This is a genomic window from Humibacter sp. (assembly GCF_035547335.1).
Classification (GTDB): Bacteria; Actinomycetota; Actinomycetes; order Actinomycetales; family Microbacteriaceae; genus Humibacter.
Map to the genome: position 1 here is coordinate 1 of NZ_DASZVF010000002.1, position 13637 is coordinate 13637.

A 13637-nucleotide genomic window follows, 5' to 3' on the forward strand; every position below is an offset into this window, starting at 1 on the left:
GAGCAGATCTGACTAGCATCGAAAGTCAACTGACAATCATTATCTAATCCAAAGGAATCCCAACACCAACCAAAAAGATCAGTGCCGGAGGTTATTTGGCATATGACATAGTGCACGCTGTTGAGTTCTCAAGGATCGGACGCACTCGGTTTCAGGTCTCTCGACCCTCCCCCGAGGCAACTTCACTACCTTACCACTCGAGCCAGACTTGTCAAGTCCGTCCTCGCTTCGTCCATCGCATGTCAGACATGCTGCAACTACGCGATGGAGACGATCTGAAGACGTGATCTCCGAGTGGGTTTTTCATCCTACAAGCCAGTGGTTCTCTCCTGCAACAGGAGTAGCTCTTCGGCCGAGGACTGGTCCCGCTTGAGGCCGGAAGCTCTTCGAGCCTTCCGCACCTTTGGGGTGACGAGTGATTACTTTACGGAAGTGGCGGCTGGTGCCGCAAATCGCGACCGAGCCTCGGGCGTGTCGCGCACATCCGCCGTCGCGTTCACTCCACGAAGACGCCGGCGAGGGTCTTCTTTCCGCGGCGGAGAACCACGATGCCGCTAGGGGGAACGCTCGCGTCGACGGTTGCCGACTCGTCGCTCACCTTCGTGTTGTTCACGTAGACGCCGCCCTGCGCGATCGCTCTGCGTGCCTCCGACAGACTCGAGGTCAGGCCGGTGTCGACCAAGAGCTGCGCGATGGGAGCCTGGGGAGACGTCGTGGTGTTGGGAAGCTCGCGAAGCGCGGCCTCCAGCGTGCCGGGATCCGTCGCTGCCAGGTCTCCGTTGCCGAAGAGCGCCTCGGCCGCGGCGATCACCGCCTGAGTCGCAACGGGGCCGTGCACGAGCGTCGTCACCTCTCGTGCGAGCGTGCGCTGGGCCTCGCGCCGGTACGGCTCCTCCTGGACGGCACGCTCCAGTCGTTCGATCTCCGAACGCGGAAGGAACGTGAACACCTTGAGACGGTCGATCACCTCCGAGTCTTCGGCGTTGAGCCAGAACTGGTAGAACGCGTACGGGCTCGTCTGCTCCGGGTCGATCCAGATGGCCGTCCCCTCGCTCTTGCTGAACTTCGTGCCGTCGGCGCGCGTCAGCAGCGGGGTCCCGAATGCATGGACCGTCTTGCCCTCCACGCGGTGGATGAGGTCGATCCCCGCCGTCAGATTGCCCCATTGATCGCTGCCGCCGAACTGGAGGATGCACCCCCGGGAGCGGTAGAGCTCGAGGAAGTCGATGGCCTGCAGAATCTGGTAGCTGAACTCGGTGTAGCTGATGCCGGCCTCGGAGTTGAGGCGGGCGCTGACGGCATCCTTCTTCAGCATGGTTCCGACCCGGAAGTGCTTGCCGATCGTGCGTAGGAAGTCGATCGCGGAGAGCGGCGCCGTCCAGTCGAGGTTGTTCACCATCGCCGCGGCGTTGTCACCCTCGAAGCTCAGGTACCCCGCCACCTGGCCCTGCAGACGGGTGACCCACTGCGCCACCGTCTGCGGATCGTTGAGCGTGCGCTCCGACGTCGGCCGCGGATCGCCGATGAGTCCCGTCGATCCCCCGACCAGGCCGAGCGGGCGATGGCCCGCCAGTTGGAGCCGCCTCATGATGATGAGCTGGACGAGGTGCCCCAGATGAAGGCTCGGCGCCGTCGGATCGAAACCGCAGTAGAACGTGATGGGGCCGGATGCGAGCGCCTCGCGCAGCGCTTCCTGGTCGGTGGAGACGTGCACGTGGCCGCGCCACAGCAACTCATCCCAGATGTCGTCGAAACTCGGGTCGTTGCGTTGCGCAGAAAGGACGTCGGCTGGCACGCGACAACAGTAGCAATGCCTTGAGCCTTATTCCGGCCAATATGAAGGCTTGAGGCTTAACCTCGCATGGATTAGGCTTGAGGCCTTATCTCGGAGGTTCCGCATGTTCGTCATCACAGCAGACCAGGTGGACAGCCGCCACCAGCCGGACGTGGTCGAGGACACCAGGCGCGCCATCCAGGACCGGTTCGGCTCGGCACTCGCGCTCGAGGTCGACCGTAACGCGGGCGACGAGATCCAGGCTCTCACCGAGGACGCCGCAGCGGCCCTCGGCATTGCGCTGATGCTGGAACGAACGCGGGAGTGGAGCGTGGGGATCGGATGCGGAACCGTGCGGGAACCGCTCCCCAGCACTGCTCGCGCCGCGACCGGGCCGGCCTTCTTCGCGGCCCGCGACGCTGTGGATGCCGCGAAGAAGCGTGTGACGCGGGTCGCGGTGCGCTCGGGCCTGGATGCCGAGGCGGGGCGGGCATCCGACGTCGAAGCCATGGTCGACCTGCTCATCACCGTGCGCTCCAGACGCAGCGCAGCAGGGTGGGAGCTGTACGACCTGATGGAGCAGGGCCTGACCCAGCGCGATGCCGCCGCCCGGCTGGGCATCAGCGAGCCCGCCGTGAGCTCGAGGGCCCGCGCTGCAGGCATCCATCCCGAGGCGGCCGCGGTGCCCGCCATCAGTAGGCTGATGCAGGACCTGGACCGACGCTCGGCCGAAGGAGATTCGTAGATGACCTTGCTCCCGCTGACGCTCGCCGCGGCCTACTGGGTCTTCGTGATCGTCGTCGTCGGTCTCGGTGTCGCTGCCGCGAGTGTGACGCTGCGGGTGCCGCGTCGCTGGCTCGTGATCGCCGCGGCTGCAGCCATCGTGGTCGGAATCGTGGCCACCGTGCTGCCGCACGTCAGACCGTTTCCCGCCGTCAGCGTCATCCTCGGCCTCGCCGTGCTCGCGCTGAGCGTGCTGGGCGGAGGCCCGGCCGTGCTCTTCGTGCTGGCGATCGCGTCGAAGGGCAGCGTCCGCGAGGGCCACCACGGCGGCATCGTCGTCGATCGAGCCGTTCAGGAGCCGAACGGCGAGTTCGTGCGCGGCGAGGTGCTGCGCGGCGGAACCGTGATCGGCGTGTTCGAGCGCATCGCGACGACCGCGACGATCATGGCCGGCTTTCCCGAGGCGATAGCGGTGATCGTGGCGATCAAGAGCGTCGGGCGATTCACCGAGCTGGACGTCGCCGAGGCGCGCGAGCGCTTCATCATCGGCACGCTGGTCAGCCTGGTGTGGGCGGCAGCATGCGGCGCGCTCTTCAAGTTCGCGATCGGGCTCTGACCGGGCTCTGATCGATCTCTCTTGGCCCGGGCTCTGATCGATCCCGCTACTCGTCCTTCAGGTCGCGTCAGCCGGCTGCACGTCCACGACGCTCGGACGCTCGGGTCTCCGCGCCCCGGCCTCCTGCACGCCGGACAGCGCCCTGGGATGCCGCTTGTACGGCGACACCGTCGGGTCGCCCGGAATCCAGAACCGCCAGGGATAGAGCGCTTCGTCGCCGCCTGGCCCGCTGACCCCGGTGCGCGGCCCGGTGGCGAACGGGGCGACGGGAACGTCGGGAAGCTCGATGGAGAACGGCGAGGCGAAGACATCCGACCCGTTCTCGTCGAGGCGGATCCCGGACGCCACCGTCAGGCGCGCCGGGCCGCGCGCGAGATCCCGATGGGACACCGCTCTCCCTCTGCGCTCTGCCGCGAGCTCCTCGCCCAGCACGACTTCGGCGCCCCGCAGCAGCACACCGGATGCCTCCCCCTCCTGGGAACAGACCAGGTTGGCGCACGTGTGCATGCCGTACGTGAAGTACGTGTACACGTGCCCTGCGGGACCGAACATGACGGCGTTCCTGCGCGTCTTGCCCCGGAACGCGTGCGAACCCGGATCCGTTCCGTCGCCGAGGTACGCCTCGACCTCCGTCAGACGCAGCGTCACGGGGCCCTCGTCGGTCAGATGGGTGAGGTGGGCGCCGAGCAGCTCGGGAGCCACGTCGAGCGAGCTGCGTTCGAAGAACGACCGATCGGGAACGAACATGCCTGCCCAGGCCTAGAAGAGCCGGCCGCCGATGACGAGCGTGGCGACGATGGCGAGGATCACGACGCCGGCCGCGACGATCGCGATGGCGGTCGTCAGGCGCTGCCTGCGCCTCGACGTCATGCCTCACCGCCGAAGAGCGCGTCGGAGAGGATGCGCACCCGCTCCGTCAGGTGGGCTCGCTGCTCGGAGACCCGCTCGGCGGCGGTGCCTCCCCTGCCATTGCGTGAGGCCACCGACCCTTCGACCGTCAGCACCTCTCTGACCTGCGGCGTGAGGTTGGGCGAGATGGCGGCGAGCGCCGCGTCGTCGACCTCATCGAGCTCCAGGGCATGCGATTCCGCGTAGGCGACCAGCCTGCCCGTGATCTCGTGGGCGTCGCGGAACGGCACGTGCTGCTTGACCAGCCACTCGGCCACGTCGGTGGCCAGGGAGAATCCCTGAGGCGCGAGCTCGCGCATCCGCTCGGTGTGGAAGCGCAGCGTGGCCACCATGCCGGTGAACGCCGGAAGCAGCACTTCGAGCGTGTCGATCGAATCGAAGACCGGCTCCTTGTCCTCCTGCAGGTCGCGGTTGTACGCGAGCGGCAGCCCCTTGAGCGTGGCGAGCAGGCCGCTGAGGTTGCCGATGAGACGCCCGGCCTTGCCCCGTGCGAGCTCGGCGATGTCGGGGTTCTTCTTCTGCGGCATGATCGACGAGCCTGTGGAGTACGAGTCGCTGAGGGTCACGAACCCGAACTCCCTCGTGTTCCACAGGATGATCTCCTCGGCGAGCCGGGAGACGTCCACGCCGAGCTGCGCCGTGATGTAGGCGAACTCGGCGACGAGGTCGCGCGAGGCCGTGCCGTCGATCGAGTTCTCGACGACGGCCGAGAACCCGAGCCGGGACGCGACGAGACCGGCATCCAGGCCGAGCGTGTTGCCCGCGAGGGCTCCGGAGCCGTACGGCGAGGCATCCGATCTGGATCGCCAGTCCCTGATGCGTTCCAGGTCGCGAACCAGGGGCCAGCAATGGGCGAGCAGATGGTGCGAGAGCAGCACGGGCTGCGCATGCTGCAGGTGGGTTCGACCGGGCATGACGGCGTCGGCGTTGGCTTCTGCCTGCGCCGCGAGCGCGTCGACCAGGTCGAGCACGAGGCGCGCCAGCCGCTCCGAGTGGTCGCGGAGGAACAGCCGCACGAGCGTCGCGATCTGGTCGTTGCGGCTCCTGCCAGCCCTCAGCTTTCCGCCCAGCTCGGTGCCCGCACGATCCACGAGGCCGCGCTCCAGTGCGGAGTGCACGTCTTCGTCCGACGGCCGCGGACGAAACGCACCAGAACGAACATCCGAGAGCAGGGCGTCGAGTGCTGCCGACATCGCGGTCAGCTCGTCAGGCGTCAGGTAACCGGCCGCCGCCAGCGCCTGCGCGTGCGCTTGCGAGCCCGCGATGTCGTACACGGCGAGGCGCCAGTCGAAGTGCGTGGAGCGGCTGAGCTCCGTGAGCTCAGGTGCCGGGCCTCCCGCGAACCGGCCTCCCCACAGCGCGCCGGCCTCTCCCGCCCGATTGCCGCCGGGCTGGTTCTCCTGCCGCTCGGATGCGTCGCGGCCGGCACCGTCGGAGACCTGTGCGTCGTGGCCGGACGGGCCGTCGCCCGGTGCGTCGTGACTCGTCGAATCGCTCATGCCGCGTTCTTCTCCAGCAGCCAGACGAGCAGCGCCTTCTGCGCGTGCAGACGGTTCTCCGCCTCGTCCCAGATCGCGCTCTGCGGTCCATCGATGACGGCCGGATCCACTTCATAGCCGCGGTCGGCGGGCAGGCAGTGCAGGAAGATGGCGTTCGGCTTCGCCAGTCCCATCAGCTCGGGCGTCACCTTGTAGCTGCCCATCGCGGCGATGCGGTGCGCCTTCTCCTCCTCCTTGCCCATCGACACCCAGGTGTCCGTCACCACGACATCGGCACCGGCCACCGCTTCGAACGGGTCGGTGTAGAGCGTGACGGAGCCGCCCGTGCCCGCTGCGATGGCATCCGCGTCGGCGACCACGGCGCTGTTCGGCGCGAACTCGTCCGGGGATGCCACGCGCACGTTCATGCCGGCCACCGCACCGGCCAGCAGATAGGACTGCGCCATGTTGCTCGCGCCGTCGCCGAGGAACGTCACCGTGAGCCCCGACAGCGACCCGAACGAATCGCGGATCGTGAGCAGGTCGGCCAGAAGCTGGCAGGGATGGAAGTCGTCCGAGAGCGCGTTGATCACCGGAACCGTCGTGTCCGCCGCCATCTCCTCCAATCCCGACTGCGCGTACGTGCGCCAGACGATGGCGGACACCATGCGCTCCAACACCCGCGCGGTGTCCGACGGCGTCTCCTTGCCGCCTAACTGGCTGTTCGCCGTGCTGATGATGAGCGGGATACCGCCCAGGTCGGCGATGCCCACGGCGAACGACACGCGCGTACGCGTGGAGGACTTGTCGAAGATGACGGCAACGGTCTGCGGGCCGGCGAGAGGCTTCGTTCCCCAGCGGTCGTTCCGGATGCGCGCCGCGAGGTCGAGGATCTCGGTTTGCTCGGCGGCGCTGAGGTCGTCGTCGCGCAGAAAGTGACGGGTCACGTATCAGGCTCCCTGGTGCTGAGGGTCGAAGGTCTGGTGATCGAGGTCGGCGAGCGCGGCGCGGAAACGGCGATCGAACTCGGCCACCTCGTCGTCGCCGATGATGAGCGGCGGCGCCAGCCTGATGCTCGACTCGTTGGGGGCGTTCACGATGAGGCCGTTGCGCAGCGCGGCCGCCGACAGCTGGTCAGCGACCGGCTCGGACAGACCGATGCCGATGAGGAGTCCCGCTCCCCTGGTCTCGGCGATGAGCGGCGAGCCGATGGCGTGCAGCGCATTGCGGAGCTGCTCACCGCGCACCTTGGCGTTGTCCACCAGACCTGCGCGCTCGATCTCCTCCAGCACCGCGCCGGCGACCGCGGTGGCCAGCGGATTGCCGCCGAACGTGCTGCCGTGCTGGCCGCGGCTGAACAGCTCGGACGCGGCGCCGAACGTGACGAGCGCCCCGATCGGGACTCCGCCCGCCATGCCCTTCGCCAGCGTGATCGCGTCGGGGACGATGCCCGCCTGGTGGTAGCCGAACCAGGTGCCGGTGCGGCCGACACCGGTCTGGATCTCGTCGAGGATGAGCAGTGCGCCGTGCCGTTCGGTGAGTCGGCGCGCCGCCGCGAGGTATCCCTCCGGAAGGTCGATGACGCCTGCCTCGCCCTTGATGGGCTCGACGAACAACGCAGCCACCGTGTCATCCATCGCCGCTTCCAGCGTGGCGATCGTCGAGTCGATGTGCTCGACGCCCGGCACCATGGGCTCGAACGGTTCGCGCATGTGCGGCTTACCGGTGAGGGCCAGCGAGCCCATCGTCCTGCCGTGGAAGCTGTTGTTCAGCGCCAGGATGCGGGTGCGGGCGCCGGCGGAGTTCAGCCTGGCCAGCTTGAAAGCTGCCTCGTTGGCCTCGGTTCCGGAATTGGCGAAGTACACCCTCCCGCCTGCACCCGCTCCGGTGATGCGCAGGAGACGCTCCGCCAGCGCCACCTGGGGCGGAGTGGCGAAGTAGTTGGAGACGTGCACGAGTTTCGCCGCCTGCGCGGAGACCGCATCCACGAGCACCGGATGCGCGTGCCCGAGCGCGTTCACGGCGATGCCGGCCAGGAAGTCGAGGTACTCCTTGCCGTCCACGTCCCAGACGTACGCGCCGCTGCCGCGCTCAAGCATGACGGCGGGCACCGCGAGGGAGCCCATCATCACGTCGCCGAATCGCTGGTGCCAGTCCTGCTCGATGCCGATGGTGGTCGATGTGGCCGTCACGCGGTCACCTCCGTTCCGCTGCCGCTGCTGGTGAAGAGCTCGAAGAGAAGAGAGTGCTCGTCGCGACCGTCGATCACGGCCGCCTTGGGAACGCCGGCCTCCACCGCATGCAGGCATGCCGCCATCTTGGGGATCATGCCAGCGTCGAGCGACGGAAGCAGCTCCCGCAGCTCGGCGGATCCGATCGAGGAGACGAGCGAGTCGCGATCCGGCCAGTCGCGGTAAAGGCCGGGAACGTTGGTGAGGATGACGAGCTTGCGGGCGCGGAGTGCGATCGCCAGCGCCGAGGCCGCGGCATCCGCGTTCACGTTCAGGGTGCGCCCGGGCACATCGGCGTCGAGGGCGATGGAGGAGACGACGGGGATGCGGCCGGCGTGCACCTCGGCCAGTACGCCCTCGGGGTTCACGCCCACGACATCGCCGACCAGTCCGAGATCCACGGCCTCGCCGTCGATGAGCTCCATGCGCACCCGGCCCTCGAAGAGTCTCGCGTCCTCGCCCGAGATTCCGGTGGCGAGCGCGCCGTGCCGGTTGATGTGGCCGACGATGTCCCTGCTGATCTGCCCGGTGAGCACCATCCGCACGACCTCCATGGCCTCCGGGCTCGTGACCCGGTAGCCGGCGCGGAACTCGCTGACGATGCCGAGCCGGTCGAGCATGGCGGAGATCTGCGGACCGCCGCCGTGCACCACGACCGGCCGGATGCCGGCGAAGCGCAGGAACGCGATGTCATCGGCGAACGCGCGGACGAGACGCTCGTCGACCATGGCGTTGCCGCCGAACTTGATGACGATGGTCTCGCCGTGGAAGGACTTGAGCCACGGAAGCGCCTCGATGAGGACGGCGGCCTTTGCGCTGTTGTGGCCGATCAGGGGAAGCGGCTGGGGTTCGGTGTTCGCGGGATCCGTCATGACGTCGTCGGCTAGCTCGAGTAGGCGCTGTTCTCGTGCACGTAGTCGTGCGTGAGGTCGTTGGTGAGGATGGTGGCCGAGACGTCGCCCGCGTGCAGGTCGATGACCACGGACGTCGCTCTCGGGCTCAGGTCGACGAGGTCGCGCGGCTCGTCCGGCTGCCCGGCCGTGCACACCTGGACGCCGTTGATCGACACGTCGATGCCGTAGGGGTCGAACTGCGCGTCAGTGGTGCCGACGGCGGCGAGGACGCGTCCCCAGTTGGGGTCCCGGCCGAAGATCGCCGCCTTGAACAGGTTGCTGCGGGACACGGCCCGTGCGACGTCGACGGCGTCGTCCTCCGTGGCGGCGTGAACCACCTCGATCGCGATGTCGTGGGCCGCGCCCTCGGCGTCGCTCTGGAGCTGCAGGGCGAGATCCCGGCAGAGGTCGGTCAACGCGAGCGCGAACTCGTCGGCCGTCGGCGTCACGCCGGACGCGCCCGACGCCATGAGCACGACCGTGTCGTTCGTGGACATGCATCCGTCGGAGTCCAGGCGGTCGAACGTCACCCGCGTGGCAGCACGGAGCGCGCCGTCGAGAACATCGGAATCGAGCGCCGCGTCGGTGGTGAGCACGACGAGCATGGTGGCGAGGCCGGGCGCGAGCATCCCTGCTCCCTTCGCCATACCGCCGATCGACCAGCCGTCCTGCTCCACGTGCGCCTGTTTCGGACGGGTGTCGGTCGTCATGATCGCCTGTGCTGCCGCGAGGCCTCCTGCCGAGCCGGCGTCGAGTGCCGACGCGGCGGCCGCCACTCCCTCGAGCACGGCGGCCCGGTTCAGTTGCTCTCCGATGAGGCCCGTCGAGCACACGACGACGTCCCCGGCGGAGACGCCGAGATGGTCTGCCACGGATTCGGCTGTGGCGTGCGACGTCTGGAAGCCCTCGGCCCCGGTGTAGCAGTTGGCGCCGCCGGAGTTGAGCACGACAGCCGACACCACGCCGTCGGCCGCAGCCCGCTCGCTCCACAGCACCGGGTTCGCCTTGCACCGGTTCGAGGTGAAGACTGCGGCGGCGTTCTGCAGCGGGCCGAGGTTGCGCACGAGCGCCAGGTCCAGTCCGCCGCTCGACTTGAGACCGGCGGCGACACCTGTCGCCGCGAATCCGGCTGGGGCCGTGATGCTCACGGTGCGACTCCGTTCACGCTGAGGCCGGTCGTCTCCGGCAGACCGAGCGCGATGTTCGCACACTGGATGGCGGCACCCGCCGTGCCCTTCACGAGATTGTCGACGGCGATCACCGACACCACCCGGTTCGCCGCCGCGTCGACCGCGATGCCGATGAGGGCGGTGTTCGCGCCCAGCACGTCGGACGTGCGGGGGAACGTGCCGGCCGGCAGCACCTGAACGAACGGTTCGCCAGAGTAGGCATCCGTCCATGCCGCCCTGACCTCGTCGACCGTCACGCCGGGCTTGAGGGGCGCAGAGACCGTCGCGAGGATGCCGCGGGCCATGGGCACGAGCACCGGGGTGAACGAGATGGCAGGGTTCGTGGCGCCCGCCGAGCGAAGGGCCTGCAGGATCTCCGGGATGTGCCTGTGCGTTCCGCCGACGCCGTACGGCACGGCGTTTCCGAGCAGTTCGGATGCCAGGTATGTGGTCTTCAGATTCTTGCCCGCGCCGCTCGGCCCCACGGCGAGCACGGCAACGATGCCCGTCTCGTCGACGATGCCGGCGGCCACGCCGGGAGCCATGGCGAGGGAGACGGAGCTCGCGTTGCAGCCGGGCGCTGCGATGCGCGTGACCCCGGCCAGGGCATCCCGTTGCTTGCCTCCGACGGACGGCAGCTCGGGAACGCCGTACGCCCACGCTCCGGCGTATTCGCCGCCGTAGAACGCGTTCCAGTCCGCCTCGGACGTCAGCCGGTGGTCGGCGCCGCAATCGACGACGAGCACCTCGTCGCCGAGCTGCGCACTGATGGCGCCAGAGGCGCCGTGCGGAAGCGCCAGGAACACGACGTCGTGGCCGGCGAGGGTCTCGGCGTTCGTCTCCTGAAGCGTCAGGTGCGCCAGAGAGCGAAGATGCGGCTGATGCTCGATGAGCGGCGACCCGGCGTTGGAGCCGGCGGTCACCGTACGGATCTCGAACGAGGGATGATCGGCCAGGAGGCGGAGGACCTCTCCCCCTGCGTAGCCCGAGGCGCCGGCGACGGCAACCGAATAGGACATGTCTCTACCTTATTGACGACTGAGCCGGGAGTCGTGCGAGCTTGCTCGCCTGACCGAGGCGGTGGAGTCGGTGGGCGGCAAAGCCGCCAGAGGACTGGATGGACTGAGGTCGACACGGCGACGCCCACGACGGACCGCAGTTCGCGGTCGAGTACGCGTCGCCTAGCTTCGGCGCCCGCCCAGACGTCGGCGCACCGCACGGGTCGAGAAGACCTGTGCGATCGAGGTGCGCCGGGTGCAAGACATGACGCTCAGCATAGCGGGCGCTCCGCGTGGCGCGCGAATCGGCGCACGGGCATCCTTGCTACTCGCGAACGGCAGCGCCGAATCGCTCTCCGGCGAGACGGGCGCCGGCCAGCTTGGCCTCGCTCGCCTCTGCGGCAGTGAGCGTGCGGTCGGCAGCGCGGAAGCGCAGCGCGAACGTCAGACTCTTGCTGTCGTCCGGAACGCCGCTGCCGCGGTAGTCGTCCACCACACGTGCGTCCTCCAGCAGCTCACCAGCGCCCTCCACGACAGCGGCGAGCACGTCGGCCGCTGCGACCGTGCGCCCGACCACGAGGGACAGGTCCTGGGTGGCGGCCGGGAACGAGGAGATGGGCTTCACATCGATCTCGCGTCCCGCCGAGGCGAGCAGCCGGTCGAGGTTCAGCTCGAGCACGCCGACGACGCGCGGCAGGTCGGAGTCCTCCGCCAGCCGGGGCAGCAGCTCCCCCGCGTATCCGACGCGCTCGCCGTCGACGAGCACCTCAGCGGTGCGTCCGGGATGGAGCGCCTTGTGCGACCCCTGTCGCACAGCGAGGTGGACGCCGAGTGCCGTCTCCAGCGTTCGCACTGCAGCAAGCGCATCCGTGATGCCGGCCGGTACTGCGGCGAGGCCCGGCTGCTTGAGCGTGGAGTCGCCGGTGAAGAGCGCACCCACCATGCGGGGCTGGGCAGGGATGCCCTGCTCAAGACGAGCGAGCACGTCGGCCTCCGGAAGCACAGCGCCTGGCGGCAGCTCGGCCGTCCCGGTCACTGCCGAGTCCGGACGGAACACGAGCCCGATCTCGAACAGCGCGAGGTCGGTCAGCCCACGGGAGAGGTTGCGCTTGGCGGTCTCCAGGAGTCCGGGGAGCAACGAGGCGCGCAGCAGCGGCACCGAGGCATCCAGCGCATTCGCCAGCCGCACCGAGGGAACCGACTCGTCGCCGGGCGACCCGAAGAGGTCGTTCTGCGCCTGCGTCACGAACGGGTACACCAGCACCTCGGTCAGCCCGCTCGCAGCCAGCGCCGTCGCCACCTGCCTGCGCAGGTGCTGGTCGCGGGTGAGCCCGCGGCCGGGAGGGGCAACCGGCAGCACGGAGGGGATGCGGTCGTAACCGACGATGCGAGCGACCTCCTCGGCGAGGTCGACCTCGTCTTTCAGATCCGGCCGCCAGCTGGGCGGCGTGACGAGCAGTCCGCCCTCGGTCTCCCGGATCTCCCCTCCGATCTCGGCCAGCGTCGAGCGCACCTCGTCGTCCGAGAACTCGACCCCGACGATGGTGCCGACGAAGCCGTGCGGAAGCAGGATCGGCGTGCCGGATTCGAACTCGCCGGTGGAGGAGCCGAGTTCGTCCGCATGTCCACCGCCGAGCTGCTCCAGCAGCTGGACCACCCTTGCTGCGGCGGCACGGCCCACCTGCGGATCCACTCCGCGTTCGAACCGGCGGGACGCCTCGCTGGGCAGCTTGTGCCTTCTCGCCGTGCGCGCGACGGAGACCGGGTCGAAGTTGGCCGCCTCGATGAGCACGTCGGCCGTGGTGTCGCCGACTTCGGTGCTCGCGCCTCCCATCACGCCGGCGAGCCCGATCGGACCGGACTCGTCGGTGATGAGCAGATCCTCGGGGTCGAGCGTGCGCGTCTGCCCGTCCAGCGTGCGCAGCGTCTCCCCCTGCTTCGCCCTGCGCACAGTGATGCCGCCCTGAAGCTTCGCCAGGTCGTAGGCGTGGATCGGCTGGCCGAGCTCGATCATCACGTAGTTGGTCACGTCCACGACGAGCGAGATCGAGCGGATGCCTGCGAGGACGAGCCTGGCGATCATCCACGCCGGCGTCGGCGCGGCAGGATCGATGCCGCGGACGACCCTCGTGATGAAGACGCTCGCGCCGGTCCGGCCACGGATCGGCGCCTCGTCGTCGATCAGGACCGAGAATCCCGTGCCGTCGGCGGCCGTCACCGCGGCCGCGGGGTCGCGGAACGCCTGCTTGGTCGAGTGCGCGTACTCCCTGGCGATGCCGCGGATGGACAGCGCGTATCCGCGATCGGGCGTGACGTTGACCTCGACGGCCGCATCGTCGAGCCCGAGCAGCGCGATGGCATCCGTGCCGACGGGCGCGTCGATGCCCAGCTCCGCCAGCCGGAGGATGCCGTTGTGCTCGTCGCCGAGGCCGAGCTCGCGAGCGGAGGCGATCATGCCGTCGGACACGTGACCGTACGTCTTGCGGGCTGCGATCGGGAACGGTCCAGGCAGCACGGAGCCCGGCAGGGTCACCACCACCTTGTCGCCCGGGAAGAAGTTGTGTGCACCGCACACGATCCCGTGAACGGATTCGCCGCCGTCCGCCGCTCTCTCGCCGTCCGGCGCGACTCGCACCTGGCACCAGCGGATGGTCTTGCCGTTCGTCTGCGGCTCCTCGACGAAGTCGAGCACCTCGCCGACGACGACCGGACCGGAGATCTCGAAGCGGTGGATCTCCTCCTCTTCCAGACCGACCTTGACGAGTGCGGCATGCACGTCTTCCGGCGTGGAGCCGGGAAGGACGTCGACGTACTCGGCGAGCCAACTGAGGGGGATGCGCATGCCC

General features: G+C 68.8%; 11 protein-coding genes. 2 read left to right on the forward strand and 9 right to left on the reverse strand.

Annotated elements, in window-relative coordinates; translation table 11 throughout:
* Window positions 1-496: 496 nt before the first annotated feature.
* The gene (gene tyrS / locus VHB92_RS00025) at window positions 497-1795 is read right to left on the reverse strand and encodes a tyrosine--tRNA ligase (protein ID WP_325450131.1); all 1299 of its coding nucleotides are present in this window, start codon (window positions 1793-1795) and stop codon (window positions 497-499) included.
* Window positions 1796-1898: 103 nt separating this feature from the next.
* On the opposite strand from tyrS, the gene VHB92_RS00030 reads away from it, so the two are divergent.
* The gene (locus VHB92_RS00030; protein ID WP_325450133.1) at window positions 1899-2519 is read left to right on the forward strand and encodes a DNA-binding protein; all 621 of its coding nucleotides are present in this window, start codon (window positions 1899-1901) and stop codon (window positions 2517-2519) included.
* Window positions 2520-3113, forward strand: coding sequence for a hypothetical protein (locus VHB92_RS00035; protein ID WP_325450135.1), 594 nt, complete (start codon window positions 2520-2522; stop codon window positions 3111-3113).
* A gap of 57 nt (window positions 3114-3170) precedes the next feature.
* Here the strand turns inward: VHB92_RS00035 and VHB92_RS00040 are convergent, their stop codons facing one another.
* The 8 genes from VHB92_RS00040 to pheT all read right to left on the reverse strand — a co-directional run bounded on the left by VHB92_RS00040 (window position 3171) and on the right by pheT (window position 13633).
* The gene (locus VHB92_RS00040) at window positions 3171-3860 is read right to left on the reverse strand and encodes a DNA-3-methyladenine glycosylase (RefSeq protein ID WP_325450136.1); all 690 of its coding nucleotides are present in this window, start codon (window positions 3858-3860) and stop codon (window positions 3171-3173) included.
* Between the two features lie 119 nt (window positions 3861-3979).
* The gene (argH, locus tag VHB92_RS00045; RefSeq protein ID WP_325450138.1) at window positions 3980-5521 is read right to left on the reverse strand and encodes an argininosuccinate lyase; all 1542 of its coding nucleotides are present in this window, start codon (window positions 5519-5521) and stop codon (window positions 3980-3982) included.
* Window positions 5518-6447, reverse strand: coding sequence for an ornithine carbamoyltransferase (argF, locus tag VHB92_RS00050; protein ID WP_325450140.1), 930 nt, complete (start codon window positions 6445-6447; stop codon window positions 5518-5520). The genes argH and argF overlap by 4 nt, the downstream gene beginning before the upstream one ends.
* A 3-nt stretch (window positions 6448-6450) precedes the next feature.
* The gene (locus tag VHB92_RS00055) at window positions 6451-7692 is read right to left on the reverse strand and encodes an acetylornithine transaminase (protein WP_325450141.1); all 1242 of its coding nucleotides are present in this window, start codon (window positions 7690-7692) and stop codon (window positions 6451-6453) included.
* Complete coding sequence (gene argB, locus VHB92_RS00060) at window positions 7689-8603, reverse strand: acetylglutamate kinase (protein ID WP_325450143.1); 915 nt, start codon at window positions 8601-8603, stop codon at window positions 7689-7691. The genes VHB92_RS00055 and argB overlap by 4 nt, the downstream gene beginning before the upstream one ends.
* A gap of 11 nt (window positions 8604-8614) precedes the next feature.
* Window positions 8615-9772 (reverse strand): bifunctional glutamate N-acetyltransferase/amino-acid acetyltransferase ArgJ, encoded by a 1158-nt coding sequence (argJ, locus tag VHB92_RS00065; RefSeq protein ID WP_325450145.1) that lies wholly within the window; start codon window positions 9770-9772, stop codon window positions 8615-8617.
* Window positions 9769-10812: an N-acetyl-gamma-glutamyl-phosphate reductase gene (argC, locus tag VHB92_RS00070; RefSeq protein WP_325450147.1), complete on the reverse strand. Its 1044-nt coding sequence runs from the start codon at window positions 10810-10812 to the stop codon at window positions 9769-9771. Before argC ends, argJ begins: the two co-directional genes overlap by 4 nt.
* A gap of 304 nt (window positions 10813-11116) precedes the next feature.
* Window positions 11117-13633, reverse strand: coding sequence for a phenylalanine--tRNA ligase subunit beta (pheT, locus tag VHB92_RS00075; protein ID WP_325450149.1), 2517 nt, complete (start codon window positions 13631-13633; stop codon window positions 11117-11119).
* Window positions 13634-13637: the final 4 nt, after the last annotated feature.